23 protein-coding genes and 2 pseudogenes are annotated in these 24,269 nt (G+C 73.0%); 9 read left to right on the top strand and 16 right to left on the bottom strand.

All coding sequences use genetic code 11. The features are described from left to right. The first annotated feature begins 268 nt into the window (after positions 1–268). Complete coding sequence (locus tag MTQ10_RS10370) at positions 269–463, top strand: hypothetical protein (protein WP_247465043.1); 195 nt, start codon at positions 269–271, stop codon at positions 461–463. 74 nt (positions 464–537) lie between these two features. On the opposite strand, the pseudogene MTQ10_RS10365 reads toward MTQ10_RS10370, so the two are convergent. The 5 genes and pseudogenes from MTQ10_RS10365 to xylB form a co-directional block, all read right to left on the bottom strand. Further along, positions 538–1,786: pseudogene (locus MTQ10_RS10365) on the bottom strand (phosphodiester glycosidase family protein). Positions 1,787–2,122: 336 nt separating this feature from the next. Then, positions 2,123–2,716, bottom strand: coding sequence for an N-acetylmuramoyl-L-alanine amidase (locus tag MTQ10_RS10360; protein ID WP_247465042.1), 594 nt, complete (start codon positions 2,714–2,716; stop codon positions 2,123–2,125). Between the two features lie 127 nt (positions 2,717–2,843). Continuing rightward, positions 2,844–3,857, bottom strand: coding sequence for an acetamidase/formamidase family protein (locus MTQ10_RS10355; protein ID WP_247465041.1), 1,014 nt, complete (start codon positions 3,855–3,857; stop codon positions 2,844–2,846). A gap of 213 nt (positions 3,858–4,070) precedes the next feature. Further along, on the bottom strand, positions 4,071–5,279 hold the full coding sequence (locus MTQ10_RS10350; RefSeq protein ID WP_247465040.1) for an ROK family transcriptional regulator: 1,209 nt from the start codon (positions 5,277–5,279) through the stop codon (positions 4,071–4,073). Positions 5,280–5,308: 29 nt separating this feature from the next. Continuing rightward, a complete protein-coding gene (gene xylB / locus MTQ10_RS10345) occupies positions 5,309–6,754 on the bottom strand; it encodes a xylulokinase (RefSeq protein WP_247465037.1) in 1,446 nt (481 codons plus the stop codon). 119 nt (positions 6,755–6,873) lie between these two features. Here xylB and xylA point away from each other — a divergent pair, with 119 nt between their 5' ends. Then, positions 6,874–8,040, top strand: coding sequence for a xylose isomerase (gene xylA / locus MTQ10_RS10340; protein ID WP_247465035.1), 1,167 nt, complete (start codon positions 6,874–6,876; stop codon positions 8,038–8,040). Positions 8,041–8,152: 112 nt separating this feature from the next. Beyond that, a complete protein-coding gene (locus tag MTQ10_RS10335; RefSeq protein WP_247465033.1) occupies positions 8,153–8,626 on the top strand; it encodes a hypothetical protein in 474 nt (157 codons plus the stop codon). 4 nt (positions 8,627–8,630) lie between these two features. On the opposite strand, the gene MTQ10_RS31465 is transcribed toward MTQ10_RS10335, so the two are convergent. Beyond that, positions 8,631–9,788, bottom strand: a complete 1,158-nt coding sequence (locus MTQ10_RS31465; protein WP_247465031.1) for an SNF2 helicase-associated domain-containing protein — start codon at positions 9,786–9,788, stop codon at positions 8,631–8,633. A gap of 349 nt (positions 9,789–10,137) precedes the next feature. On the opposite strand from MTQ10_RS31465, the gene MTQ10_RS10325 reads away from it, so the two are divergent. After that, positions 10,138–10,320 (top strand): hypothetical protein, encoded by a 183-nt coding sequence (locus MTQ10_RS10325; protein WP_247465027.1) that lies wholly within the window; start codon positions 10,138–10,140, stop codon positions 10,318–10,320. Between the two features lie 17 nt (positions 10,321–10,337). Here the strand turns inward: MTQ10_RS10325 and MTQ10_RS10320 are convergent. From MTQ10_RS10320 to MTQ10_RS10305, 4 genes and pseudogenes are all read right to left on the bottom strand, one after another. After that, positions 10,338–11,395, bottom strand: a pseudogene (locus MTQ10_RS10320) (tannase/feruloyl esterase family alpha/beta hydrolase); the annotation flags it as partial. 403 nt (positions 11,396–11,798) lie between these two features. Continuing rightward, the gene (locus MTQ10_RS10315) at positions 11,799–12,626 is read right to left on the bottom strand and encodes a hypothetical protein (RefSeq protein WP_247465025.1); all 828 of its coding nucleotides are present in this window, start codon (positions 12,624–12,626) and stop codon (positions 11,799–11,801) included. Between the two features lie 527 nt (positions 12,627–13,153). Then, positions 13,154–13,450 carry a hypothetical protein gene (locus MTQ10_RS10310; RefSeq protein ID WP_247465022.1) on the bottom strand — a complete coding sequence of 99 codons (297 nt, stop codon included), beginning with the start codon at positions 13,448–13,450 and terminating at the stop codon, positions 13,154–13,156. Between the two features lie 166 nt (positions 13,451–13,616). Then, entirely contained in the window at positions 13,617–14,153 is a 537-nt protein-coding gene (locus tag MTQ10_RS10305; RefSeq protein WP_247465019.1) for a PadR family transcriptional regulator, read from the bottom strand. Between the two features lie 200 nt (positions 14,154–14,353). Here MTQ10_RS10305 and MTQ10_RS10300 point away from each other — a divergent pair, with 200 nt between their 5' ends. Further along, on the top strand, positions 14,354–15,109 hold the full coding sequence (locus tag MTQ10_RS10300; RefSeq protein ID WP_247465016.1) for an alpha/beta fold hydrolase: 756 nt from the start codon (positions 14,354–14,356) through the stop codon (positions 15,107–15,109). A gap of 3 nt (positions 15,110–15,112) precedes the next feature. Here MTQ10_RS10300 and MTQ10_RS10295 read toward each other — a convergent pair whose 3' ends face one another. Next, positions 15,113–15,712 carry a class I SAM-dependent methyltransferase gene (locus tag MTQ10_RS10295; protein WP_247465012.1) on the bottom strand — a complete coding sequence of 200 codons (600 nt, stop codon included), beginning with the start codon at positions 15,710–15,712 and terminating at the stop codon, positions 15,113–15,115. A gap of 530 nt (positions 15,713–16,242) precedes the next feature. On the opposite strand from MTQ10_RS10295, the gene MTQ10_RS10290 reads away from it, so the two are divergent. Further along, complete coding sequence (locus MTQ10_RS10290) at positions 16,243–16,962, top strand: nitrate- and nitrite sensing domain-containing protein (RefSeq protein WP_247465009.1); 720 nt, start codon at positions 16,243–16,245, stop codon at positions 16,960–16,962. A gap of 10 nt (positions 16,963–16,972) precedes the next feature. Here MTQ10_RS10290 and MTQ10_RS10285 read toward each other — a convergent pair whose 3' ends face one another. Beyond that, positions 16,973–17,401, bottom strand: coding sequence for a PPOX class F420-dependent oxidoreductase (locus tag MTQ10_RS10285; protein ID WP_247465006.1), 429 nt, complete (start codon positions 17,399–17,401; stop codon positions 16,973–16,975). 93 nt (positions 17,402–17,494) lie between these two features. Here MTQ10_RS10285 and MTQ10_RS10280 point away from each other — a divergent pair, with 93 nt between their 5' ends. Then, positions 17,495–17,896, top strand: coding sequence for a roadblock/LC7 domain-containing protein (locus MTQ10_RS10280; protein ID WP_247465003.1), 402 nt, complete (start codon positions 17,495–17,497; stop codon positions 17,894–17,896). Between the two features lie 135 nt (positions 17,897–18,031). Further along, positions 18,032–19,123: a DUF6397 family protein gene (locus MTQ10_RS10275; RefSeq protein ID WP_247465000.1), complete on the top strand. Its 1,092-nt coding sequence runs from the start codon at positions 18,032–18,034 to the stop codon at positions 19,121–19,123. On the opposite strand, the gene MTQ10_RS10270 is transcribed toward MTQ10_RS10275, so the two are convergent. Further along, complete coding sequence (locus MTQ10_RS10270; RefSeq protein ID WP_247464998.1) at positions 19,060–19,926, bottom strand: acyl-CoA thioesterase; 867 nt, start codon at positions 19,924–19,926, stop codon at positions 19,060–19,062. The genes MTQ10_RS10275 and MTQ10_RS10270 overlap by 64 nt on opposite strands. A 19-nt stretch (positions 19,927–19,945) precedes the next feature. Continuing rightward, positions 19,946–22,459 carry a DEAD/DEAH box helicase gene (locus MTQ10_RS10265; protein WP_247464996.1) on the bottom strand — a complete coding sequence of 838 codons (2,514 nt, stop codon included), beginning with the start codon at positions 22,457–22,459 and terminating at the stop codon, positions 19,946–19,948. Positions 22,460–22,604: 145 nt separating this feature from the next. On the opposite strand from MTQ10_RS10265, the gene MTQ10_RS10260 reads away from it, so the two are divergent. After that, positions 22,605–23,399: a metal-dependent hydrolase gene (locus MTQ10_RS10260; RefSeq protein WP_247464995.1), complete on the top strand. Its 795-nt coding sequence runs from the start codon at positions 22,605–22,607 to the stop codon at positions 23,397–23,399. Here the strand turns inward: MTQ10_RS10260 and MTQ10_RS10255 are convergent. Further along, positions 23,390–23,662: a type B 50S ribosomal protein L31 gene (locus tag MTQ10_RS10255; protein ID WP_247464992.1), complete on the bottom strand. Its 273-nt coding sequence runs from the start codon at positions 23,660–23,662 to the stop codon at positions 23,390–23,392. The genes MTQ10_RS10260 and MTQ10_RS10255 overlap by 10 nt on opposite strands. Before the next feature lie 48 nt (positions 23,663–23,710). Then, a complete protein-coding gene (locus tag MTQ10_RS10250) occupies positions 23,711–24,187 on the bottom strand; it encodes a DUF5709 domain-containing protein (RefSeq protein WP_247464989.1) in 477 nt (158 codons plus the stop codon). Positions 24,188–24,269: the final 82 nt, after the last annotated feature.

Raw genomic sequence — 24,269 nt, 5'->3', positions numbered from 1 at the left:
TTCCCGCTGCCCCCTCCGGCGCCCCGCCTCGGCCCGCCCGCCAGCGGCGGACGCGGGAGGCGCCGGCGGGCGCGAGGGCGACCCGACGACCGGAAGACCGGACGGAGTCGGAGCCCCGTCGAACTCCCGTCCGTCGACGCGGACACCACACGTGCGGACACCACACGTTCGGAGGACAGGTCAGCCGCCCGGACGAACCCTCCCCTACGCCACACTTGCGGCCGAACGCCGTGTACCGGACGTCGAGGCGCGGCGGAGGAGGTTGACGATGGCCGTGTCCATTTCCGTGGTGCTGCTCCTGCTGATCCTCGCGGTGATCTTCGTGCGCAGCGGCGGGCTGAAGTTCTCCCACGCACTGGTCTGCCTGCTGCTCGGCTTCTATCTGGCGAGCAGCAGCATCGCGCCCACCATCCACAGCGGTCTCACGGCCACCGCGAGCATCGTCTCCAGCCTGCGCCCCTGACCGCCCGAAGCCGACCCGCGCCCGTGCCACCTCCCTGCGGTGCCGACCCGCCGACCGGGCATCGCCCCGCTGGCTCAGTGCCGCCCCCGCCGGACCGGGCGTCGTACGGCCCGCCGGTCCGGGGCACCGCCGGCCCGGGCCTGTCCCGCGAAGACCCCGATGCCGTTCGGCACGGGCCGTTCGGCGCCGCCGGAGGGATGGTTGCGGACGGACACTGTGCCCGCCCCCGGCGCACGGGCGACCAGGGTCGACGAGCCGCCTCCGTCGAGGCTGAAGCCGTCCTCGGCGCCCAGGCCGAGCAGGACGTCCGCCACCTCGGCGATGGTGAGGCCCGTGCGGTACTCGGGCGCCCCGTCCAGCGCGAGCAGCCACACCCGCCGGCCCTCGTCGGCGACACCCACAGCGGTCCGCACGGCGGACGTCCGGTCGTCCAGGCCGGACAGCGGCTGCCCGTCGGCCAGGACCGGGAAGCCTCCCAGCGCGAACCGGAACGGCAGCCCGGACGCCGGCACCAACCGGTGCCGCACCGTCACCTCCTCTCCCAACGACAGCTTCCGCAACTGCTGCGCTCCCGCCTCCCGTCCGAGCAGCACAGTGGTGCCCGGCGGGATGGTCCCGCCGCCCGGTGTGTCGGAGGCGGCGACCACCCGCCCGTCCCGCACGGTCACCTCGTACGTGTCGGAGGTGCACGGCGCGGCCCGGTCGGTGTCCGTGCCGCAGGCCGCCCGCACCCGGGAGGCGCTGCCCCAGTCCGAGGTGAAAGCGCCGACGGAACCGACCGGGCAGCGCGTACTGGTTCAGCCCGCCCAGCGGCAGTGCCCCGTCCGGGGTGCCGACCGAGCCGTCCAGGGTCAGACGGTCAAGCCGGGCCCTGCCGTCCGTGCCGGCGCCCAGCACCTCCTCGGTGCCGGTGCCCGGGGGCAGCGCGGGCCCGAACCGCTGCCCCTTCGGCACCGCGGCCTTCAGGTCCAGCCCCTCCGCGACCGCGGGCCCCACAGCGGCGCCGGTCGCCTCGACTCCCGGATGCTGGACCTCCGTGATGTCGAAGAAGTCCCCGTTGACGCCTGCCACCGCGCCTTGGCTGTCGGCCAGTACGGGGACGGTGGCGCGCTGCGCGACGGCACCCGGATGGAGCAGGCCGAGCCGCAGAGCGGGGTCGCTCAGGTCCACGCTCACCACATGGGCGCGGGCGTGGCCCTGCGCGGCATCGATGTCGAACTGCCCGTACTCCACACCCGGCACGACCGGCACGGCCCCGGGCAGGGCGCTCGCCGGCGGAGCACCGGCGAGGGCCGCGCAGCTCAGCGCACCGAGAACCAGCAGGACGGCGACGGTCGGTCTGCCCGCTGTTCCGGCATTCCCTCCTTTCCGTGTGCGTCGCCCGTGACGGTTACGGCCGCGGCGTTCCCTGTCCGAGCGGTTGTGGCCGGGACCGTCGCCCTGACCGCCGTACCGCCACTCGTGACGTGATGTCACCTGCGTCCCCATGCGTCCTCTGAGGTCTCGTCGCCTGAGCGTTCCGAGGGGAAGTGGACCAGGCGGGCGCCTGTCGCCAGGGCGTGCCTGCACCGCTCGTACCCGAAAGGGTGAGCGATTGCTGCGGACTGCGACGCCGAACGGATCACGGCCGGACGGGGACAGGTGTCGACAGCGCCGGCGTCAGGCGAAGTTGACGAGCCGTATGTAGCGGACCCAGTCCCAGTAGGGTCCGGGATCGGTGTGGTCGGCGCCGGGCACCTCGTGGTGGCCGATGATGTGGGCGCGGTCCTTCGGGATGCCGTACCGGTCGCACACCGAGGCGGTGAGCCGGGCGGACTGCTCGTACAGCGCGTGGGTGAAGTACTCCGGCCGGTCCACCCAGGCCTCGTGCTCGATGCCGATGCTGCGGGTGTTGTAGTCCCAGTTCCCCGCGTGCCAGGCGACGTCGGCCTCCCGTACGCACTGCGCTATGTGCCCGTCGGCCGAGCGCACCACATAGTGCGCGGACACCTTCTTCTGCGGGTCGCCGAAGATGGACAGGGTCGAGGTGTAGGTCTCCTGGGTGACATGGACGACCACGTATCGGACCGGATAGGTGGAGGGCCGGTTCGAGCCGGTGTAGTTGGAGGTGCTCGCGGGCCGCCATTCGGCGAGCGGGTAGTCGACGGCCCGGGCCTGGGCCTGGGCGCGGGCGGTGGGGAGGAGGGCGGACGGGAGCGCAGCGAGCGCGGCACCCTTCAGCAGCCGTCGCCGGCTGGGGAGCGGTCCGGTCATGGGCGCGGGCCCTTTCGACGTGGGGACAGTGCCAGGTGTGCCCTCGGGGCACGGGAGTTGCGGGGACAGGACGGAGGAGGACAGAGGTGCAGACCGGTGCGGGTGCCCAGGGTGCACGGACGGGTGGTCAGTGGCGCAGTGCGACCGCTGTCTCCCGCAGGTGGGCGTGCACACCGCGGTGGGTCTCCCGCGCCGGCAGCCAGTCCTTGCGGAGCTTCGCCACGCACGTGTAGTTGGTGTCGCACACGTTCGCCAGCGGTGACTCCGCCGCCTGGGTGGCGAACTGATAGGCGTCCAGCTCACTGAACCCGTAGTCGCGGACCAGCCATCTCACCAAATCGAGCTGGGACGTCCGGAACGCGTCCTCCAGTGGCCTCGCCGAGCCGGTCGAGATGATGTGCGTGTCGGACTCCAGCCGGGGCCACGGCGTCTCGACACCCTTGAGCAGCTCGACGATCACCGTCGTGCGCATCGCGCACTCCACCGCGACGCCGCAGGTCTCGCCCTCGCCCTGTCGGGCGTGGCCGTCCCCGAGGCTCAACAGGGCGCCCTCCACGTTCACACCGAGATAGCAGGTGACGCCGGTCCGCATCTCGGGTGTGTCCATGTTGCCGCCGTGGGCGTCCGGCACCAGCGCCGACCGCACCTCCAGGTTGGCCGGGGCCACACCCACCGTGCCGTGCATCGGGTCGAGGGGCAGTTCGAGGCGGAGGTCGCTCTCACGTGCCTGGAACAGCGCGGTGCGCCGTTCCAGGTCGAGCTGCCAGATCCACACGGTCTCCGGCAGCGGCGGCTGCAGTGTGGCCGTGGTGTGTGTGGACGTCAGCGCGCCGAAGAGGGGGACGGTGGTGGAGGCGGCCCAGTCGCGGGCGGGCTCGATGGAGACGAAGTGCACGGCGACCGTGTCCCCGGGCTCCGCGCCCTCGATGTGGAACGGCCCGGTCTGCGGGTTCAGGAAGGGGAACTCGCACACCTCGGACACCAGATCCTTCTCCGAGCGCACCCGGCCGGCGAAGCAGTCCTCCGTGTACAGGTCGAGCACCGTGCCCGGCGCGATACGGGCGACCGGCGGCACACCGCCGAACGTCCAGGCGTACTCGCCGGGGTCGGGCCGTAAGGAAAGAATCCTGGGGTCGCTCATGTGCGGCTCCGTTCTACGGGTCGGAAGTGCGCAGGGCGGGCCGGTGAGAGCCGACGGGAGTTGCCCTGGCCGCGCCTCGCGTCCATCACGTTACGGCGCGGCCGGGGCCGGCAGAAGAGCGTCCGGTGCTTCTGTGGACGGGCGCGAGGCTGTGGAAAACTCCGCCACCCGCAGGGGTGAACTCGCCGTGGAACGGCGGGAGGTGACGCGGGGTCAGGAACGTTCGGCCACCGCGGCCGGGTCGTCGAGGACCCCTCGTACGACCGAGTGCGCCGCGCCCAGCAGAGGGCCGTCGGAGCCCAGCTCGGACACGGAGACCGGGCAGGCCGGACCGGCTGTCCGCCGGGCCAGTTCCTCCCGCAGCGACGGAAGCAGCCACGGCCCCACCCCGGCCAGCGCGCCGCCGAGCACCACGCAGTCCGGGTCGAGCAGGTTGACCGCGCCGGTCAGCGCGATGCCGAGCGCCTCCCCGGCCTCGCGCAGGGCCCGCCGTACCGTCTCGTCGCCCTCCGCGGCGTGGTCGGCGAGGACCGCCACCCGGTCCCCGGCCGACGACAGACCCGCCGCGCGCAGCACCGCCTCCTCACCGGCGTACTGCTCCAGGCAGCCCCGGCCGCCGCAGGCGCACCCCGGGCCGTCGGGGCGGACCGGTACATGACCCAGCTCGCCCGCGAAACCACGGGTGCCGCGCAGCAGCCGCCCGTCCACGACGACCGCCGCACCGATGCCGATCTCGGCGGAGACGTGCAGGAAGTCCCGCGGCGTGCCCTCGCCCAGCCACAGTTCGGCGAGGCCGCCGAAGTTGGCCTCGTTGTCCACGACCAGCGGCAGATCGGCGGGCAGCAGCGCGCCGAGATCGGTGTCGTGCCAGTCGAGGTTCGGTGCCCGCACCACCGTACGGCCGTCGCGGGCCACGAGACCCGGCACGGCGACCGCCAGCCCGGCCGGCCACAGGCCCTGCTGGTCGGCCTCGGCGATCACCTGCCGGATCAGGGCGGTGAGGTCCCGGGTGACCGGCTCGGGGGCGCGGCCCCGGTTCGTGCCGTGCCGTACCGCGCGGGCCCGGACCTCTCCGCGCAGGTCCACCGCGCACACCGCGAGATGGTCGACGCCGATCTCCGCGCCGATGCCGGCGGGGCCGTGCCCGCTGACGGCGAGCGCGGAGCCGGGCCGGCCCACGCGGCCGGGACGCTCGGGGCCCAGCTCCTCCAGCAGCCCCGACCGTATGAGCTCGTCGACGAGGGTCGACACGGCGGCGCGGGTCAGCCCGATACGGGAGGCGACCGCGGCCCGCGACAGCGGGCCCTCGGCACTGACGGTGTGCATGACCCGGGCCAGATTGCGCCGGCGCATGCCCTGCTGGGTGTCGGGCAGCGCGCGTCCCGGAGCCGCCGGGCGGGCCTCGTGCAGCGGTGCGGTCATGCCTGAAGTCAGTCCTCGGTCGATGTCCCTCAGCGGTCTGCCGGGCCCCGCGTGAGCAGCGGTGCCGCGTCGGAGAGTACCCCGGAGATCCGCGCCAGCGCCGCCTCGTCCCGTTCCACGGCCTCCAGCACGGGCCCGCGCGCGGTGCCCCAGCGGCGGGCGACGGCCGCCGGGTCCTCGCCGGTCAGCAGCCCGGCCGCCTGCGCCGCGGCACCCAGCGCCACCAGTTCCTTCGCCTCCGGGACCTGCACCGGGCGGCCCGACAGCCGCCGTACCGTCTGCTGCCACGCCGTGCCGCGGGCGCCGCCGCCGATCAGCAGCAGCGGGGCCGACGGGTCGGCGTCCTCGTCCAGCACCAGGTCGAGCGCGCCGAGCAGCGCGTGCACGGCACCGTCGTAGGCCGCCTGCAGCAGCTGCCCCCCGGTGGTGTCGTGCCGCAGGCCGAGCAGCAGACCGGAGGCCTCCGGCAGGTTCGGGGTGCGCTCGCCGTCCAGGTACGGCAGGAACGTCACCCCACCGGCCGGTTCCACGGCCTCGCGGTCCAGCCCGAGCAGGGCGGCGACCCGGTCCACGGCGAGCGTGCAGTTCAGGGTGCAGGCGAGCGGCAGCCAGTCGCCGTGCGCGTCGGCGAACCCCGCCACCGTGCCGGTCGCGTCGGCCGGGCGGTGCCGCGACACCGCGTACACCGTGCCGGACGTGCCGAGGCTCATCACCGGGGTGCCCGGGCGCAGCCCCAGCCCCAGCGCGGCGGCGGCGTTGTCGCCGGTGCCGGGCGCGACCAGGGTGCCCTTGGCGAACGGCAGGTCGTGGCCGTCGCGGACGGTGCCCGCCACCTCGCCGGGCCGCACCACACGCGGCAGCAGCGCCGGGTCCAGCCCGACATGCCCGAGGATCTCCTCGTCGTAGCTTTCCGTCGCCGACGCCCACCAGCCGGTGCCCGAGGCGTCGCCGCGGTCGGTGGTGCCCTGACCGGTGAGACGCTCCGTGAGGTAGTCGTGCGGGAGGCGAACGGCCTTCGTCGCGCGCACCGCCTCCGGCTCGTGCTCGGCCAGCCACGCCCACTTCGTCACCGTGAACGAGGCCGCCGGCACGCTGCCCGTGCGCTGCGCCCAGAACTTCGCGCCGCCCAGCTCCTCCGTCAGCCGGCGGGCCTGCGGCGCCGAGCGGACGTCGTTCCACAGCAGCGCCGGGCGCACCGGCTCGCCCCGCTCGTCGAGCGTGACCAGACCGTGCTGCTGGCCGCCGACCGACACGGCGGCGGCCTCATGAGCCGCGTCACCGCACTGGCGCAGCGCCTCGCACAGCGCGTCCCACCACTGACGCGGGTCGCTCTCGCGGCCCGGACCGGACGACACCCGGTGCGGTGCCTGGCCACTGGCCACGACGCGCCCGGTGGCGACGTCGACGACCAGCGCCTTCGTGGACTGGGTGGACGAGTCCACGCCGACGACGAGCGGTCCCTCGGCCTGTGACATCGGGCTCTCCCTCACATTTTTTCCGCGGCTCTGCGGGTTCTGACTTCCCACGGATGCGTCGGCATACTAATTTGTAAACGGCCATGACGAAATAGCCGGAGCAAGCAAGGAGCCGCGGCATGAGCTACCAGCCCACCCCTGAGGACAGGTTCACCTTCGGTCTGTGGACCGTCGGCTGGCAGGGCAGGGACCCCTTCGGCGACGCCACGCGGCGTGCCCTCGACCCCGTCGAGACGGTGCAGCGGCTGGCCGAGCTGGGCGCCTACGGAGTGACCTTCCACGACGACGACCTCATCCCCTTCGGGTCCTCCGACACCGAGCGCGAAGCCGTGATCAAGCGGTTCCGCCAGGCCCTGGACGCCACCGGCATGACCGTGCCGATGGCCACCACCAACCTCTTCACCCACCCGGTCTTCAAGGACGGCGCGTTCACCGCGAACGACCGCGACGTGCGCCGCTACGCCCTGCGCAAGACCATCCGCAACATCGACCTGGCCGTCGAGCTGGGCGCCAGGACGTACGTCGCCTGGGGCGGCCGCGAGGGCGCCGAGTCCGGCGCCGCCAAGGACGTCCGCGTGGCGCTCGACCGCATGAAGGAGGCCTTCGACCTCCTCGGCGAGTACGTCACCTCCCAGGGCTACGACCTGCGCTTCGCCATCGAGCCCAAGCCGAACGAGCCCCGCGGCGACATCCTCCTGCCGACCGTCGGCCACGCCCTCGCCTTCATCGAGAAGCTGGAGCGCCCCGAGCTGTACGGCGTCAACCCGGAGGTCGGCCACGAGCAGATGGCCGGGCTGAACTTCCCGCACGGCATCGCCCAGGCCCTGTGGGCGGGCAAGCTCTTCCACATCGACCTCAACGGCCAGAACGGCATCAAGTACGACCAGGACCTGCGCTTCGGCGCCGGCGACCTGCGTGCCGCCTTCTGGCTCGTCGACCTGCTGGAGAGCGCCGGCTACGACGGCCCGCGCCACTTCGACTTCAAGCCGCCGCGGACCGAGGACCTCGACGGCGTGTGGGCCTCGGCCGCCGGCTGCATGCGCAACTACCTCATCCTGAAGGAGCGCGCCCTGGCCTTCCGCAACGACCCGGAGGTCCAGGAGGCGCTGCGCGCCGCCCGTCTGGACCAGCTGGCCGAGCCGACGGCCGCCGACGGGCTGGACGCCCTGCTGGCCGACCGCGGCGCCTTCGAGGAGTTCGACGTGGACGCGGCCGCCGCCCGCGGCATGGCCTTCGAGCGTCTCGACCAGCTCGCCATGGACCACCTGCTGGGGGCCCGCGGCTGACACCGCTCCGGCGCGCGGAATGCCGCGGAACCGTCGGGTCCGTGACCCTGAGCCGGTCTCAACTCCCGCGCGCCGCTCGCGCGATGAGCGGCCTTTGGCGACTCTGGAGGGTATGAGCCTGCCGCCCGTACCCCCGCAGCCGCCCGGGCCGCCCAGCGACACACCGCCTCCGGGCGGCGGTTTCGGCCCGCCGCCCGCAGGCCCCGGCGGAGGCTACGGTCCTCCGCCCGGCCACCACTCGGCGTCCGGCGGGGGACCGGGCCGTCGCCGCAACCCCCTGCTGATCGTGCTCGCCGTGCTGGTGGCCGCCGGGGCGGTCGCCCTCGTCGTCCTGCTCGCCATGTCGGGAAGCGACTCACCCGACGGCTCGCCCTCCGACGGCGGCAGCACGAGCCGCTCTCCCTCCGCCCCCTTCGGCATCCCGACCCGGCTGCCCTCCGGGATCCCGACGGAACTGCTGCCCAGCGGACTGCCGACCGCGCTGCCCTCGGGGTTCCCCACCGAGCTGCCCGGCGAGGTGGAGTCCCTCGTCCCGTACCTGCCGGAGGAATGGGGCGACGCGGTGCGGGACGGCACCCTGCCGTGACCTGTCACCGACCGGCACACGCGCCCAGACGGAGCACCCGGCGACGCCTCAACGGTCCGACTGCTTCGTCGACGCCAGGCGGTGTGCCGGTCTGCCCGGACGACGCACCGATCAGCACCCCGGTCGTCAGCCGGCGGTGGAGCTCCATGGGCCACTGCACCTCGAAACCGGCCGCCGCCGGCGCCCGGGCAGCGTCCCGCAGCAGTACGGTGACGTCCTCGTCGTCGAGATCCACGGCCACCGGCACCGCGGCCGACAGCAGCCGCTCCAGAGCGGGCCACACAGGGGCCGTCCGCGGAAGCGCCAGCAGCGCGTCCGTCCGTGCCCGCGGGCCCGGGCGTTCCGCCGAGGGAGTGCCGGTCCACACCTCGGCGGCGTCCACGACCAGAGCGGGGTCGCTCACGGCGTGCAACTGCGGCACCGCACAAAACCGTGGCCCTGCCTCCGCGGAGACCGGGCCGGACACCTCGATCCGCAGCGACAGCCGCACCCCAGCGTCGTACGCCGCGGCCACATCCGCGGCCCGCGAGGCCCGCCGCGGGACAAACTGAGGCGCCTTCGCCGCGAATGCGGCACCGCCCGCGGCGAGGGACGCGGCGGGGGAACGGGGCGGTGTGTCGGCGACGGCGTCCAGGAAGCCCCGCAGCAGGCCTTCCGGGGCGAGCAGCAGCGTGCCCGTGCCGGACAGCGGCACAGCGCACGCCTCCAAAGGCATCGACGCGGCGAGCCGGCGGATCAGCTCGGTGTCCTCCGGCCCGAGCGGGCCCGCGCGCCAGGCATCGTGGCCGCTCTCGCAGAGTCCGGGCAGCAGCAGGCCGCGAGCCGCGCAGTCCAGCGCGAGCAGCGCCGCCGCGCCCCAGAACACGCAGGCCCGGTGGGCAAGAGCGGAGGAGCGGGCGCGGGTGAGCACGGGCAGCGCCGCCCGCACCGAAAGCAGCACGGCCGGAACCGTCACCCCTTCGACGTCCTCCGCGCCGGGAAGCGCCACGGTCAGATCGGCGGCGGCGCCCCACGGGACCGGGGGCGGGGCGAGGCCCTCCGGCTGCCAGAAGGCGACCGTGCCAGTGCGGGCCGGTACGCCCGGCACGAACACGGCGCAGCATTCGGTCAGTTCGGAGATCAGGGACGGTACAGACGGGACGGCAGGCAGCACAGCTCGCACCGGTCTCCTCAAATTTGACCAGTCGGTCGAGTCGCCGAGGGTGCAGGAAAGCCCCGTCACGCCGGGGCCGTCAGAGTGTGACGTGGGCCACCATGGGGTTCGTCGTGAGGTTCCGGTCGTACTGGTACGGCAGCCCGCACGAGGTGCGCACCGGGCCCGGCGGGGCTGCCGTCTTTCGCTCGGTATCGCGCTCGGTGGCGGTCGCGGGCCTCACCGGGAAGCGGACCGTCTCAGGGTTGTGCAAGGGTCCCGTCTCAGGGATCTGTCAGGGATCCCGCCAGGAACCGCGGGAAGCGCGAGCCCGTTCTCACAACAGACAGCGGCACGGACCGCGAAGGAGGCCACACAGATGTCGAGAAACGCGAAGATCGCCGTGGGGGGAGTCGCGGTCGGGCTCCTGCTGCTCATATGGCTGCCCTGGTGGGCCGCCTTCCTGATCATCGTCGGAGTACCGGCCGCCGCCTACCTGGCGCTGGACCCTTCGCAGCGCCGCAGGCTGCGCCGGGTCACACGCAAGGAGCTCGGCCGCTGACGCGCCACCGCCCCGGCTCACACACCCCTGTCCACGGCCCAGGTGTCGACCACGTCACCGTGCGCGGGCCGGGCGATCGTGTGTCCGCGGGCGGCAGCGCACCCTTCTCCACCCACGCCACCAGCGCCGTGAACGCCGAGCGGTAGCAGGGCAGGATCGGCCGCAGCCGCTGCGGCCAGGTGTCGTACAGCGCGTCGACATGCGTACCGCCCTCCACCGCGTAGAAGCGGTGGAACCGTCCGCGTCCGCTCGCGTCCACCATCCGCGCGTACACCTCCGAGTCGGCCGCCATCGGCAGCAGCGTCCAGATCGCCGTGCAGGGTGATCAACGGCCTGCCGATCCGGCCGGACAACGCCACACGGGCCACCGCACGGCGCACGGAGGCCGGCCGGGACGTGTAGTCGTACGACGAGTCCGAGGCACACGGCGTGAGAATCTCCTCCAGGGCGCCCCCGGCGGACGGTCCGGGACAGGCCGGGTCACAGGAAGGGGAGAACTCGGCACGGTAGATCTTCTGCGTGAGCCTCCCATAGGCCTTCGCGTGGTACGGCCACAGGAACTCCGAACCCCGTGCGAAACCGGCGGCATACAGGTCCTCGCCGCGGGCCGCGCCGAGCTGCTGGGGCACCGTGACGGGCAGTGACGTGAGCAGGTTCGGGCCGCCCTCGGTCCGCAGCGCACTCTCCCAGTCCACGCCGCCGTCGTACGGCTCGGGGTGGTTCTCCAGCTGCCGGCGGGTCAGGTATCCGCCGTGGGAGATCCCGGTCGCGTACGTGCGGCGGGGCGCGCGCCCCTGGCGCTGCGCCACGACCTGCCGGGCGGCCCTGGCGAGCTGGGCGGTCCGTTCGTTCCACTCGGCGACGGCGTCACCGGGCCGCCGGCCGTCGCGGTAGAAGTCCGGCCTGCTGTTGCCCTTGTCGGTGGCCGCCAGGCGCACCCCATGGCCAGCACCTGATCGGAGATCGCCCGGTCGGTGGCGTACTGCTTCCGCGTACCCGGTGCGCCCGTGACGACGAGGCCGTCGTTCCAGTGGTCCGGCAGACAGGTCGCGAACTGGGCGTCGTGATTCCGGCCGGAGGCCCCCCAGGGGCTTGCAACAGGCTCCACGGTCATCCGTCGCCGCCCAGCCCCGGCAGCACGGCCGGGTGATCGCGCGGTTCGGCGCGCGAGGGCGAGGCGTCGGTCACGGTGCAGGCCCTGCGGCCGATGACCGGCGCGCCGTGCCGGCCGCGACCCGGCCCGTGCGCATCGGCGGCACCCTGATCGCCGTACAGACGGAGTTGCGGGACGACGAGGAGCGGGCTGGGGGGCCGACCACGCAGACGCCGATCGTGCGGGGCACGCCGAAGACGCCCGCCCGGCACGGTGCACGGGCTCCCGCCCAGCCGGTTGGGGGGCAGCCGACCGCGCCCGAACGGCTCACCGGCACCACGGACGCCCGGCATCGCGCGCCCGGTGCAGAGCCGAGCGCCCTGTCTCAGCTGGGTCGCACGGCCATCTTGTCGAGGGCCTCCAGCAGCGCCGGCAGCTCCGGGCCACGACCCACCGGCAGCACCTCGCCGGGTTCCTCGTCGAGCAGCACGAACGCGATGTCGTCCGTCCGCGCCACGAGCGACCAGCCGGGACCGTCGGCGCGCAGCGTCCGAGCCGAGCCCGGCGCGAACGACGACCGTACCCGGCCCAGCGGCGGCGGCGTCTCCAGGTAGCCGCGCACCTCCGCGAGGACGCGGCGGACACCGCTGTGCCCGCCCTCCGCGGCCGGCCCCGCCCCGGACTCGTCGTCGGCCGAGGCCTCCGCGGTGGCGAAGTCGGCGTCGTCGACCTGCTCACGCCACGTCGACCACTGCACCGCGATCTCGTCGGCCCCCAACCGCCGCTGCGCGGGACCCCACACCGAGGTGTCGGGCGGCGACAACAGCGGACCGTCCCCCGCATCGGAGTCGGGGTCGTGCGGGGCCGGCACCCCGGGCGCCGCGACGGCCACGGCCAGCGGCCAGCCGGGCAGTGCGGCCACCACCGACCGCTCGTCGGGCGACAGCTCGTACTCCATGCCGCAGTCCCAGGAGGCGATGGCCACGGCCACCAGCGACACGTCGTCGGTGACCACCGTCCACCGCGCGCCCTCGCCGTCCTGCCCCAGCACGAGGCCGTAGCCGTCGGCGAGCGGTGCGAGGCCGAGGGCCGCGCATGCCGCCGGATAGTCGTCACCCAGCACGCTCGGGAACTGCGCGGGCGTCAGCAGCACCGCCGTGAGCACATAGAGCGCATCATCGGCGGCGACGGCGTCCTGTTCCGTCTCTGCCATCACAGCCTCCCTCGGCTTTCGTCCGACGGCGCGCACCCTAGTGTGCGCGTGAGCCGCTTGTCACGACTCCCCACCCCTCCCGGACCTGCAGTTTTCGCCCTGGACGGGGCGAAACGGCACGCAGGTGCAACGTCCCCGTGTCCTGACCGCCACCGTTTCGGGAGGCTGCGGCGCGCGGAACGACTCATGTCCCGGCGTGCCGTGTACGCGTGCGTGCCGCACTGGCGCGTCCAGGCCGGGCACCGGCCGGGTGGATCGCGCCTCCGTACGGGGAGGGCGGACGGGAGCCCCGACATGGGATCAGCAGGACACGGAATCGACCGGATCCATCGGACCACCGGACCCACGCCGCCGTGCGGCCCCGTCAGTGTCACGGGCCCGTGCGGATCCGGCAGTCTCAGCGCGCAAACGCGAACAGCACGCCGCTGCCCCCTGCACGCAACGGGCGCAGGACCGCCCCCACTCGCAACGGGCGCCGGACCGCCCCTGCACGCAACGGCCGCCGGACCCCCGCCCGTGGTGGTCCCTCAGGCTGTCGGCAGCCCCAGGAGTTCTCTCGCCACCGCGGCCGGCGTGGTGTCCCGCTCCCGCGCGAGCGCCACGACGGCCCGGCACGCCAGCTCGCTCACCCCGAACGACAGGGCCTCCGGGGACACCCAGCCGGCCGCCTCGTCGACCCGGTCCTGGTCGTCGGCCGCCCGGGCGGAGACGTACACGGCTGCCGCCTCGAAGAGGTTGTGCGGGCGGGTGGTCCGGCTGCCGCGCTGCTCGCTCCGCGCGGAACCGGACAATCTGGCCCACGTCTCGCGCACCTTGTGGAACATGCTGACCGCCTTCCCCGTAGCTGTTCGCCCCTGACCGGTCGGTCATCTCCTGTCTCTCAACGTAGAGTTGAAGCCTCCACGACAGAAGAGGGCCTCATGGCGGTACGCCGGGACCGCCGGCGGCCACAGGGCCCCGGCGCCCGGATGCCGGTGCCCGTCGGACGGGTCAGCTGTCCGCCGCGTCCTCCAGGGACTCGAGGGTCGCGTGCAGCCAGGTGAGTTCCGCCTGTGAGGTGGCCCTCGCGATGGTCAGGACGCCCCGGCGGAAGGGGTCGTCCAGCTCCTCGGCGGCGAGGGGCCGGTCACCGTCGTAGAAGAAGCTCGCGGGTTCCTCGAGGAACGCCAGCCGTCGTCGCAGGACGTCCGCCTGGGCGGCGGGCTCCGGCAGGTGGCGGAGGAAGGCGAGGACCGTGAACCAGCGGTTCTCGTCGGTGATGTCCCGTCGGTCGGGCTCCGCCAGGCGGTTCAGCAGTTCGCCGCGGCCCTTCTCGGTGAGGGTGAGGACGTGCCGTGGGGCCGCCACCGCGCCGGGCTCCGTCGTCCGGGCCAGCAGCCCGGCCTTTTCCAGCCGTTTGATCGCGGGATACAGCGTGCTCTCCGCCACCGGCCGCACGTGGCCCGTCAGGGCGGCGATGCGTTTGCGCAGCTCATAGCCGTGCAGCGGGGTGTCGTAGAGGAAACCGAGGATGGCCAGCTCCAGCATGCCCGCATTCTCTCCCATCCCTGGCCCGCGACCGGGGTACAGCCCCAACGTGATACATCGACTTCTCAATACATCGTTGACGATGTATCTTCGCCGGACCTGAAGGGCGCCGTGGACAGCAAGAGTCCCCATGGGCGCCGGGGGAATGCCGAGGGGCCGCACCGGTCCCGCACGGCCGGGAGAGCGAGGAGAACGAGTCGATGAGGCAGGCCGAGTTCGACGGCAAGGGCGGCTGCATCCGCTGGACGGAGACACCGGGCGCGCAGCCGGCCCGCGTGTACGTGCACGGGCTGGGCGCCATGTCGGCCGTCTACCACGCGCACATCGCCGCCCGCCCCGAACTCGCAGGGCGCCGCAGCCTCTTCGTGGACCTGCCCGGCCACGGCCTCAGCGACCGCCCGCACCACTTCGGGTACACGCTGGAGGAACACGCCGACGCCCTGGCCTGCGCCCTGGACGCGGCGGAGGTGACCGGCGCCGAACTGATCGCGCACAGCATGGGCGGATCCGTCGCCGTCGTGCTCGCCCGCAGGCGGCCCGACCTCGTCTCCCGGCTGGTCCTCACCGAGGCCAACCTCGACGCCCACCCGCCGCTCACCGCGGGCAGCGGCGGCATCGCCTCCTACGGCGAGGACGAGTTCGCCGCGCACGGCCACGCGCGCGTGCTGCGGAACGTCGGCGCCGTATGGGCGTCCACCGTGCGGCTCGCCGACCCGCGCGCGCTGCACCGCAGCGCCGTCGCCCTCCGGCGCGGCAGCGCGCCCGTCATGCGGACGATCCTGGAGGACCTCACGATCGAGCGGATCTACCTCCAGGGCGAGCGCAGCGGCCCCCTCGACGGCGAGGACACCCTGCGGGAGGCAGGCGTACGGGTCGTCACCGTGCCGGGCGCCGGGCACAACGTCATGTTCGACAACCCTGAGGCCTTCGCGGCCGCGGTCGCCGGACGGCTGTGACGGTCAGCCCGAGCGCACCGCCAGTGCCAGGAACCGGTCGTCGCGGTCCACGTACGACGTCATGCGCCAGCCCGAACCGGCCAGCAGCGGGCGCAGGTTGGGCTCCGCACGCAGATCGTCCGGGGTGATCTGCCGTCCCTGACGGGCCGCCAGCGCCGCCCTGCCGATCGGGTGGAACAGCGCCAGCACCCCTCCGGGCCGTACCACGCGCGCGAGCTCCCGCAGGTTCTCCGCCGGGCGCGGCAGATGCGCGATGAGTCCCGCGGCGAACACGGCGTCCAGCGCACCGGACCGCACGGGCAGTGCCGCCACGTCGGCGAGGAGCAGATGCCCGTCCCGGTGCCGGCCCGCCCGCACCGCGGCCTCCAGCATCGCAGGCGTGAGATCCGCGCCCACCACGACACCCGACGCCCCCACGGCCGCGCGCAGCGGCGGCAGCGCGCGGCCCGTGCCGCACCCCGCGTCCAGCACACGGTCCCCCTCGCGCAGCCCGAGTTCGCTGACCGCCGCCGCATAGGCCGGACCGTCGTCCGGGAACCGGATGTCCCAGTCGGCGGCTCGGGCGGCGAAGAACTCCTGCACGCGTGTGTGGTCATCGCTCATGCTTCGCATGATCTCTCACTGACACGGATGACGCCTCTGTGCGCATGTTCGAGCCCGGCGTGATCGTTCCGGCGCACCAGTGCGACATGTTCCAACGGCTCTCGAAACACGCCCCCTTCGTCCGCGCTTGCCCCGGCTGGCGTCCCGGGCCCATGGGACACCTGGACCACGCCGCCTTCGGCCGGCTGACCCCCGTGCTGTCGTACGCGATGGCCTGTATCGGCGCCGCCTCGGGATGCGCTGCACGGTGCGTGCCCTCGGCGCCACCGGACGCACCCGGCGCAACTGGCTCCCGACGGCCGCCGCCGCACTCGGCACCGACCCGTGCCGAGCGAGGAGGTCGTGCGTACACCCCGGAGGACCCCGAGGTCGACGGCGGCCCGCCGCCACCGGTGCGCGGGCGCCGCGCCCACGCTGGCCCCGCCGACGAACGACCCGAGGAGACCCCTGCGACCACCCCGGCGGAATCCGCGCCCGGGCGCACCGGACGCACCGGCCACGCCGGACGCCCGCGCCTGTGGCCGCGCACCGTGCGCGCCAAGGTCGTCTGCCTGCTGATGGTGCCCGTCGTCTCCCTGCTCGCCCTGTGGGGACACGCCACCGTCACCACCGTCCAGGACGTCTCCCGGCTCCGCCAGGCCGAGCGGCCGGACACCCGGCTCCGCGCACCCGTCGCCGCCGTCCTCGCACTCCAGACCGAACGGGCCGAAGCGGTGCGCTGCACGACCGCCCCCTCCGACGGGTGCGCCGACGACCTGAGAACACCCACCGAACGCACCGACCGCACCGTCACCGCACTCCGCCTCGGCGACCGGCACACCGTCGCACAGAGCGAGGAACTGCCCGCCGAGGTCGCCCGGCGGCTGGAGACCTTCGTGACGTCCGCCGCGCAACTGCACACCCTGCGCGCCGAGACTCTCGCCCGGCGCACCGGCTGGGACACCGCCCACGCACGCTACACCGCCGCCGTCTTCGCGGCCTTCGGCGTGGACGCCCTCACCCGCGTCCAGGACGCCGGACGCGGCACCGACGCGCGCGTGCTGCTGGAGTCCTTGCGCGCCGCCGACGCCCTCGCGCAGGAGGACACCGTCCTCACCGGCGCCCCGCACCGCCGGACGGCTCGACGCACAGCGGCGGCGGCTCTTCACCGACGCCGTACCGTCACCGACACCGCCGCCGAGGACCCGATGAGCCTGGTCGAGTCCGCGGGCCGGATGCACACCGCCCGGCTGCTGAAATCCGTCGGCTGACCCGCCGGGGTCAGCCGGCCACCCCCTTCTGCGCCACCACCTTGTCGATCGTGACCCGCACCAGCAGCTCTCCCGGCACACCGTTGCGCGCGCCGAACTCCTCCGCGCGGTCCTCACCCATGTACCTCGCCCCGATACGGGCGGCCCAGTGCCACAGCTCGGCGAGGTCCTCCGAGATCCGGGCCCGCCCCTGCAACACCACGAAGTCGAAGGGCGGGCGGTCGTCGTCCACACACAGCGCGACACGGTCGTCCCGCGCCAGATTGCGGCCCTTGACGCTCGACCGGGAGGTGTTGAACACCACCTCGTCCCCGTCGAGCAGAAACCAGATCGGGGTCACATGCGGTCCGCCGTCCGCCCGCACAGTGGACAGCTTGCCGGTGCGTGTGCCGTGCGAGACGAAGGCCCGCCACTCGTCGTCGGTCATCTTCTGTGCCATGCCCCGATTCTCCTTGCCCGGCGCCCGCTCCTGGGGAAGGCTGGGCGGGGGGACCCCGGATCCGGGGGAGTCATCACACGGGGAGATGTGAACATGGCGCACAACCAGAGCCTCGGCTGGCTGCTGGACGACCTGACCCAGCGCGTCGAGCACGTACGGCACGCCCTGGTCCTGTCCAACGACGGCCTCGTGACCGGCGCGAGCACGGGACTGCGGCGCGAGGACGCCGAACACCTGGCGGCCGTGTCGTCCGGGCTGCACAGCCTCGCCAAGGGCTCGGGCCGCCACTTCGGAGCCGGGGCCGTCCGCCAGACGATGATCGAGTTCGACGACGCCGTCCTCTTCGTCACCGCCGCCGGCACCGGCAGCTGCCTGTGCGTCCTCAGCGGCGCCGAGGCGGACCTCGGGCAGATCGCCTACGAGATGACACTCCTCGTCAACCGGGTCGGCGAACACCTCGACGTGGACACCCGACGCCCCGAACACATGCGCTGACAATGCCCTGACCAGCGATTCTTCCCTCCTGCGTGGAGTTGTCCACAGGCTCGCCACGGACATCGCGGACGCGGCTACGGTGGTCACACGGCGAGCGCACCAGGCCTCGCCGCCGACTCCACGGGGGAGCTCACCATGTCCGGTACGACCCTGCCCACAGGGCATCAGACGACCTGCACGCCCAGCCGTGCCGCCCGCGAACTGGGCCTGAACCGCAGCGAGTTCGAACTCGCCGTCCATCTCGGGCGGATCCGCACCGTGCCCGACGAGGGAGGCGGCGGGCAGCGGGTGGCCCTCACCGAGCTCGAACGGCTGCGGGGGCAGGCCGGATTCCCCGACGCGCTGCGGGAAGGCGTCCGGACCGTCGGCACCCAGGAGGGCGCCGACCTCCTGGACGTGCCGGCCACCAGGTTCACCCGGCTGGCCAGGCTGGGCCTGCTGGTCCCCGCCCGCTTCTACCTCAACCGCTACCGCACCGTCGTCTGGATGTATCTCGCCGACGAACTACGGCAGTTCGCCGCCGACCCGGACAACACCGCGCTGCTGACCGGGCGTACGCCCGCACACCTGCGCGGGCCGCTGTCAGAGGGCGGCGATCTGCGAGCCCGCAACTGGCGCGGACGGCATCTGGGATTCCTGCTGCGGCAGGCCGAGGGGCCCTGGCAGCGCGCCGGCGCCGTGGCCGCCCTGCTCGACCCCGTGCAGATCGCGGAACTCGTCCCCGACCCCTACGAGCGGGCGCACATCAACCGCTACCGGCCGGCCCCGCCGACACACAGCACCCCCGGCTCACCCGCGGCGGAGCTGGCCGCCCGGATCATGACGGCCGACGACCCGGACGAGATCGCCCGGCTCAGGGCCGACCTCGCGCGAGCCGTCGTCGAGGCCCGTGAGCACCACCCGGCACCGCGGCCCACGCCCGGAAACACCGTGCACCTGCCTGCCCCGCCCGACCACCCGCCCGCGCCGACCGGCCCCGACACGGCCGTACGGCAGCACACGCGAACCGCGCACGAGCCGGGAGAGGCACGACCCCCGCGCGTTCCGCACGCCGCCCGCACCCCGCACCCGGCGCACGCCCCGCACGGGCGGTCCCGCCGGCCGGAGCGGTCGCGAGGGGTGTTCGGCCGGCTGCGGCGCACAGACCCCCCGGCCCGTACGGCCTACAGCGCTCTGAACAGGCCCTCCTGGACCACGGACACCAGCAGCCGCCCCCGCAGGTCGTAGATCCGCCCGCGGGCCAGCCCGCGCCCGCCGGTGGCGACCGGTGACTCCTGGTCGTACAGGAACCACTCGTCGGCGCGGAAAGGACGGTGGAACCACATGGCGTGGTCCAGTGACGCCATGTCGAAGTTCCGCGGCCCCCACAGCGGTTCCACCGGCAGCCGCACCGCGTCCAGGAGGGTCATGTCGCTGGCGTAGGTCAGCGCGCAGGTGTGCACCAGCGGGTCGTCACCGAGCGGCCCGACGGCGCGCATCCACACCGCGCTGCGCGGTTCGGCGTCCTCGACGTCCTCGGCGGTCCAGCGCAGCCGGTCCGCGTAGCGGATGTCGAAGGGCTGACGCCGCGCCATGCGCTCCAGCGGCTCGGGCAGCGCACCCAGATGCTCCCGGATCTCCTGCGTGACCGTCGGCAGGGACTCCGGGTGGGGAACCTCACGGGCCGGCGGCAGTTGATGCTCGAACGGCCCTTCCTCGGGCTTGTGAAAGGAGGCGGTGAGATTGAAGATCGTGCGGCCCTGCTGCACCGCGGTGACCCGGCGCGTGGTGAACGACCTGCCGTCACGCACCCGCTCCACCTGGTACACGATCGGCACGCCCGGCCGGCCCGGCCGCAGGAAGTACGCGTGCAGCGAGTGCACCGGGCGTTCCCCGTCCGTCGTGCGGCCCGCGGCCACCAGGGCCTGGCCCGCCACCTGGCCGCCGAAGACACGCTGCAGGGACTCCTGCGGGCTGCGCCCTCGGAAGATGTCGACCTCGATCCGTTCCAGGTCCAGGAGCGCGACCAGGCTGTCGGCCGGATTCGTCATCGGCGCCCGCCTCCCGCGCTCACAGCCGGCCGACGGAGGTCACACGGACCACCGCGCGGCCCTCCGCGTCCGAGGCGTCGAGATCGACCTCCGCGCTGATGCCCCAGTCGTGGTCGCCGTTCGGGTCGTCGAAGATCTGCCGCACCCGCCACAGCCGGTTCTGCGGCTCCTCCTCGATGATCAGCAGCTTCGGGCCGCGGGCGTTCGGACCGGTGCCCAGGTCGTCGTACTCCTCCCAGTACCCGTCCATCGCCTCGCCCCAGGCGTCCGCGTCCCAGCCGGACTCGGCGTCCAACTCGCCCAGCTCCTCCACCTGGTCCAGGGAGGCCAACTCGACCCGCCGGAACAGGGCGTTGCGCACCAGCACACGGAACGCGCGCGCGTTCGTCGTGACCGGTTTGACCTCGTCGGCCTTCTCCTGGGCCTCCTCGGCGGTCATCTCCTCCGGGTTGGCCAGCTGCTCCCACTCGTCCAGCAGGCTGGAGTCGACCTGGCGGACCATCTCACCGAGCCACTCGATCAGATCCTGCAGATCCTCGGACTTCAGATCGTCCGGGATGGTGTGGTCCAGCGCCTTGTACGCGCCGGCGAGGTAGCGCAGCACGATGCCCTCGGTGCGGGCCAGCTCGTAGTAGGAGACCAGCTCGGTGAAGGACAGCGCCCGCTCGTACATGTCGCGGATCACGGACTTCGGCGACAGCGGATGGTCGCCCACCCAGGGGTGGCTCTTGCGGTACGTGTTGTACGCGTGGAAGAGCAGCTCCTCCAACGGCTTCGGGTAGGTGATGTCCTGGAGACGCTCCATGCGCTCCTCGTACTCGACCCCGTCGGCCTTCATCGCGGCCACGGCCTCGCCGCGCGCCTTGTTCTGCTGGGCGGCGAGGATCTGACGCGGATCGTCGAGGGTGGACTCCACCACCGACACCATGTCCAGCGCGTAGGAGGGCGACTCCGGGTCCAGCAGTTCGAACGCGGCCAAGGCGAACGTGGACAGCGGCTGGTTGAGGGCGAAGTCCTGCTGGAGGTCCACGGTGAGCCGCACGATGCGGCCCTCGGCGTCCGGGGTTTCCAGCTTCTCCACGATGCCGCCGTCCAGCAGCGACCGGTAGATGGCGATGGCCCGGCGGATGTGCCGCAACTGCTGCTTGCGCGGCTCGTGATTGTCCTCCAGCAGCCGACGCATCGCCTCGAAGGCGTTGCCCGGGCGGGCGATGACCGACAGAAGCATGGTGTGCGTGACCCGGAAACGGGAGGTCAGCGGCTCCGGCTCGGACTCGATGAGCTTCTCGAAGGTCTTCTCCGTCCAGCCGACGAAGCCCTCCGGCGCCTTCTTGCGCACCACCTTGCGGCGCTTCTTCGGATCGTCGCCGGCCTTCGCGAGCGCCTTCTCGTTCTCGATGACATGCTCGGGGGCCTGCGCCACCACGAAACCGGCGGTGTCGAACCCGGCGCGGCCGGCCCGGCCGGCGATCTGGTGGAACTCACGGGCACGCAGCGTGCGCACACGGTTGCCGTCGTACTTGGTGAGCGCGGTGAACAGCACCGTCCGGATCGGCACATTGACGCCGACGCCGAGCGTGTCGGTACCGCAGATCACCTTCAGCAGACCGGCCTGGGCGAGCTTCTCCACCAGGCGCCGGTACTTGGGCAGCATGCCGGCGTGGTGCACGCCGATGCCGTGCCGCACGTACCGGGACAGATTGCGCCCGAACTTGGTGGTGAAGCGGAAGTTGCCGATGAGTTCGGCGATGCTTTCCTTCTCCTCGCGCGTGCACATGTTGATGCTCATCAGCGCCTGCGCCCGCTCCACCGCCTGCGCCTGCGTGAAGTGCACGATGTAGACGGGGGCCTGCTTGGTCTCCAGCAGGTCGGTGAGGGTCTCGGTGAGCGGCGTGTAGCGGTACTCGTAGGAGAGGGGAACGGGCCGGGTCGCCGAGCGCACCACCGCGGTCGGGCGGCCGGTGCGGCGGGTGAGGTCCTTCTCGAAGAAGGACACGTCGCCGAGCGTGGCCGACATCAGCACGAACTGTGCCTGCGGCAGCTCCAGCAGCGGGATCTGCCAGGCCCAGCCACGGTCCGGCTCGGCGTAGAAGTGGAACTCGTCCATGACGACCTGGCCGATGTCCGCGTCCTTGCCGTCGCGCAGCGCGATCGACGCGAGGACCTCGGCGGTGCAGCAGATCACCGGGGCGTCCGCGTTGACGGAGGCGTCACCGGTGAGCATGCCCACGTTCTCCGTGCCGAACAGCTTGCACAGCTCGAAGAACTTCTCCGACACCAGCGCCTTGATCGGGGCGGTGTAGAAGGTGACCTCGTCCCGCGCCAGCGCCGCGAAGTGCGCACCCGCGGCGATCATGCTCTTGCCGGAGCCCGTCGGGGTGGAGACGATCACGTTCGCGCCGGAGACCACCTCGATCAGCGCCTCCTCCTGATGGGGGTAGAGCGTGAGACCGCGCTCCTGGGCCCAGGACTCGAAGGCTTCGTAGAGGGCGTCGGGGTCGGCGGTGGGCGGCAGCTGATCGATGAGGGTCACGTCCCCATCTTGCCTGCCCACCGCCCCGATGCGGGAATCGGCTGCCGAAGTGAAGATCACGACCGCTACGCTGTGCTGCCGACGGAGCGTCAACGCACCACGTCAACTGGACAGCGGCACACGAGGAACAGGGCGGGCGACGGCCATGATGGGACCAGCACACTCACTGTCGGGGGCGGCGGCCTGGCTCGGCGTCGGCGCCGCCGCGGCGGCGGCGGGCCACTCCATGCCCTGGCCGGTGCTGCTGACCGGTGCACTGATCTGCGCCGGCGCGGCACTCGCACCGGACCTCGACCACAAGGCGGCCACCATCTCGCGGGCCTTCGGACCCGTGTCGCGCTGGCTGTGCGAGATCGTCGACAAGCTGTCGTACTCGGTCTACAAGGCCACACGGATGAAGGGCGACCCCCGCCGCTCGGGCGGTCACCGCACCCTCACCCACACCTGGCTGTGGGCCGTGCTGATCGGCGCGGGCACCTCGGTGCTGGCGATCACCGGAGGCCGCTGGGCGGTGCTGGCGATCCTGTTCGTGCACATGGTGCTGGCGATCGAGGGACTGCTGTGGCGGGCCGCCCGCGGATCCAGCAGCGATGTCCTGGTGTGGCTGCTGGCGGCGACCAGCGCCTGGATCCTCGCGGGCGTGCTCGACCAGCCCGGCAACGGCGCGAGCTGGCTGTTCACCGACCCCGGCCAGGAGTATCTGTGGCTGGGACTGCCGATCGTGCTGGGCGCGCTGGTGCACGACATCGGGGACGCGCTGACCGTCTCCGGCTGCCCGATCCTGTGGCCGATACCGGTGGGCCGCAAGCGCTGGTACCCGGTCGGTCCGCCGAAGGCGATGCGGTTCCGCGCCGGCAGCTGGGTCGAGCTGAAGGTGCTCATGCCGGCGTTCATGCTGCTCGGCGGTGTCGGCGGCGCGGCGGCGCTCGGCTACATCTGAGGCGCGTCGCCGCGCCCCGGCTGCGTGCCGTAGCGCCGCTCGAACCGGGCGACGCGGCCCTCGGTGTCCACGGTGCGCGCCTTGCCGGTGTAGAAGGGGTGACTCTCCGCGGAGATCTCCACGTCGACCACCGGGTACGTCTCGCCGTCGTCCCACTCGATGGTCTCGCTGCTGGTCGCGGTGGACCGGGTGAGGAAGGCGTAGCCGGCGGCGCGGTCACGGAAGACGACGGGCCGGTAGTCGGGGTGCTTGTCCTGCTGCATGAGGGCTCCTTGCCCGAAGCGGGGGACGGGCGCACGGCGGGCGCGGTCTCAGCCGGACAGCGCGTCCTCGTCGACGATGTGCATCGCGGCCTCCTCGGCGGACGCGGCGGCGCCGTCGATGCCGACGTCCCGGGCGACCAGGGCTTCCTCCTCGTCCTCGTGCGCGCCCTCGTCGGGGGCGACGAGCCGGCCGGAGCGCGCGGCGCCGACCTCGTTGTCCAGCGCTTCACCGTCGGTGTCGTGCGCGTCGCCGATGTCGTCGCCGTCGGGCGCGGGGGAGTCGGGGATCTCCTCGGCCAGCCGCTGGTCCAGCGTCTCGCCCCGCAGCCGCTCCGCGGCCGTCACACCGATGTGCTCCACGGCCAGGGCCCGCTCGGGCGGGGACCAGCCGCGGTCCAGGGGATCGTCGACGCCGTCGTACTCGAGGGTGTCCTCCGCGTCGAGCAGCCCGGTGTCCTCCCGCTGCTCGGATCCGTCGGGCTGGTAGACGTCGTCTCCCCATCCGGATCCGTCGGCGTTGTTCACGGGTACCTCCAGAGGGTGGGGGGACGGGCCCGCTGTCGCCGTGGGCGGTCTCTTATACACATATCCGAGCCCACGAGACTAC

Origin of the sequence: Streptomyces sp. XM83C (assembly GCF_023072675.1) — a bacterium.
GTDB lineage: Bacteria > Actinomycetota > Actinomycetes > Streptomycetales > Streptomycetaceae > Streptomyces > Streptomyces thermocoprophilus.
Note: the sequence above shows the minus strand (reverse complement) of the source record. Positions and strands in the feature narration are given on the sequence as shown.

Excerpts from the sequence above, each read along its gene's own strand:
- MTQ10_RS10280 (WP_247465003.1), top strand. The coding sequence starts at position 17,495 with ATGGCGCACAACCAGAGCCTCGGCTGGCTGCTGGACGACCTGACCCAG.
- MTQ10_RS10295 (WP_247465012.1), bottom strand. The coding sequence starts at position 15,712 with ATGAGCGATGACCACACACGCGTGCAGGAGTTCTTCGCCGCCCGAGCC.
- MTQ10_RS10285 (WP_247465006.1), bottom strand. The coding sequence starts at position 17,401 with ATGGCACAGAAGATGACCGACGACGAGTGGCGGGCCTTCGTCTCGCAC.
- MTQ10_RS10260 (WP_247464995.1), top strand. The coding sequence starts at position 22,605 with ATGATGGGACCAGCACACTCACTGTCGGGGGCGGCGGCCTGGCTCGGC.
- xylB (WP_247465037.1), bottom strand. The coding sequence starts at position 6,754 with ATGTCACAGGCCGAGGGACCGCTCGTCGTCGGCGTGGACTCGTCCACC.
- MTQ10_RS10310 (WP_247465022.1), bottom strand. The coding sequence starts at position 13,450 with ATGTTCCACAAGGTGCGCGAGACGTGGGCCAGATTGTCCGGTTCCGCG.
- MTQ10_RS10275 (WP_247465000.1), top strand. The coding sequence starts at position 18,032 with ATGTCCGGTACGACCCTGCCCACAGGGCATCAGACGACCTGCACGCCC.
- MTQ10_RS10255 (WP_247464992.1), bottom strand. The coding sequence starts at position 23,662 with ATGCAGCAGGACAAGCACCCCGACTACCGGCCCGTCGTCTTCCGTGAC.
- xylA (WP_247465035.1), top strand. The coding sequence starts at position 6,874 with ATGAGCTACCAGCCCACCCCTGAGGACAGGTTCACCTTCGGTCTGTGG.
- MTQ10_RS10315 (WP_247465025.1), bottom strand. The coding sequence starts at position 12,626 with ATGGCAGAGACGGAACAGGACGCCGTCGCCGCCGATGATGCGCTCTAT.
- MTQ10_RS10300 (WP_247465016.1), top strand. The coding sequence starts at position 14,354 with ATGAGGCAGGCCGAGTTCGACGGCAAGGGCGGCTGCATCCGCTGGACG.
- MTQ10_RS10370 (WP_247465043.1), top strand. The coding sequence starts at position 269 with ATGGCCGTGTCCATTTCCGTGGTGCTGCTCCTGCTGATCCTCGCGGTG.
- MTQ10_RS10350 (WP_247465040.1), bottom strand. The coding sequence starts at position 5,279 with ATGACCGCACCGCTGCACGAGGCCCGCCCGGCGGCTCCGGGACGCGCG.
- MTQ10_RS10270 (WP_247464998.1), bottom strand. The coding sequence starts at position 19,926 with ATGACGAATCCGGCCGACAGCCTGGTCGCGCTCCTGGACCTGGAACGG.
- MTQ10_RS10305 (WP_247465019.1), bottom strand. The coding sequence starts at position 14,153 with ATGCTGGAGCTGGCCATCCTCGGTTTCCTCTACGACACCCCGCTGCAC.
- MTQ10_RS10325 (WP_247465027.1), top strand. The coding sequence starts at position 10,138 with ATGTCGAGAAACGCGAAGATCGCCGTGGGGGGAGTCGCGGTCGGGCTC.
- MTQ10_RS10355 (WP_247465041.1), bottom strand. The coding sequence starts at position 3,857 with ATGAGCGACCCCAGGATTCTTTCCTTACGGCCCGACCCCGGCGAGTAC.
- MTQ10_RS10335 (WP_247465033.1), top strand. The coding sequence starts at position 8,153 with ATGAGCCTGCCGCCCGTACCCCCGCAGCCGCCCGGGCCGCCCAGCGAC.
- MTQ10_RS10360 (WP_247465042.1), bottom strand. The coding sequence starts at position 2,716 with ATGACCGGACCGCTCCCCAGCCGGCGACGGCTGCTGAAGGGTGCCGCG.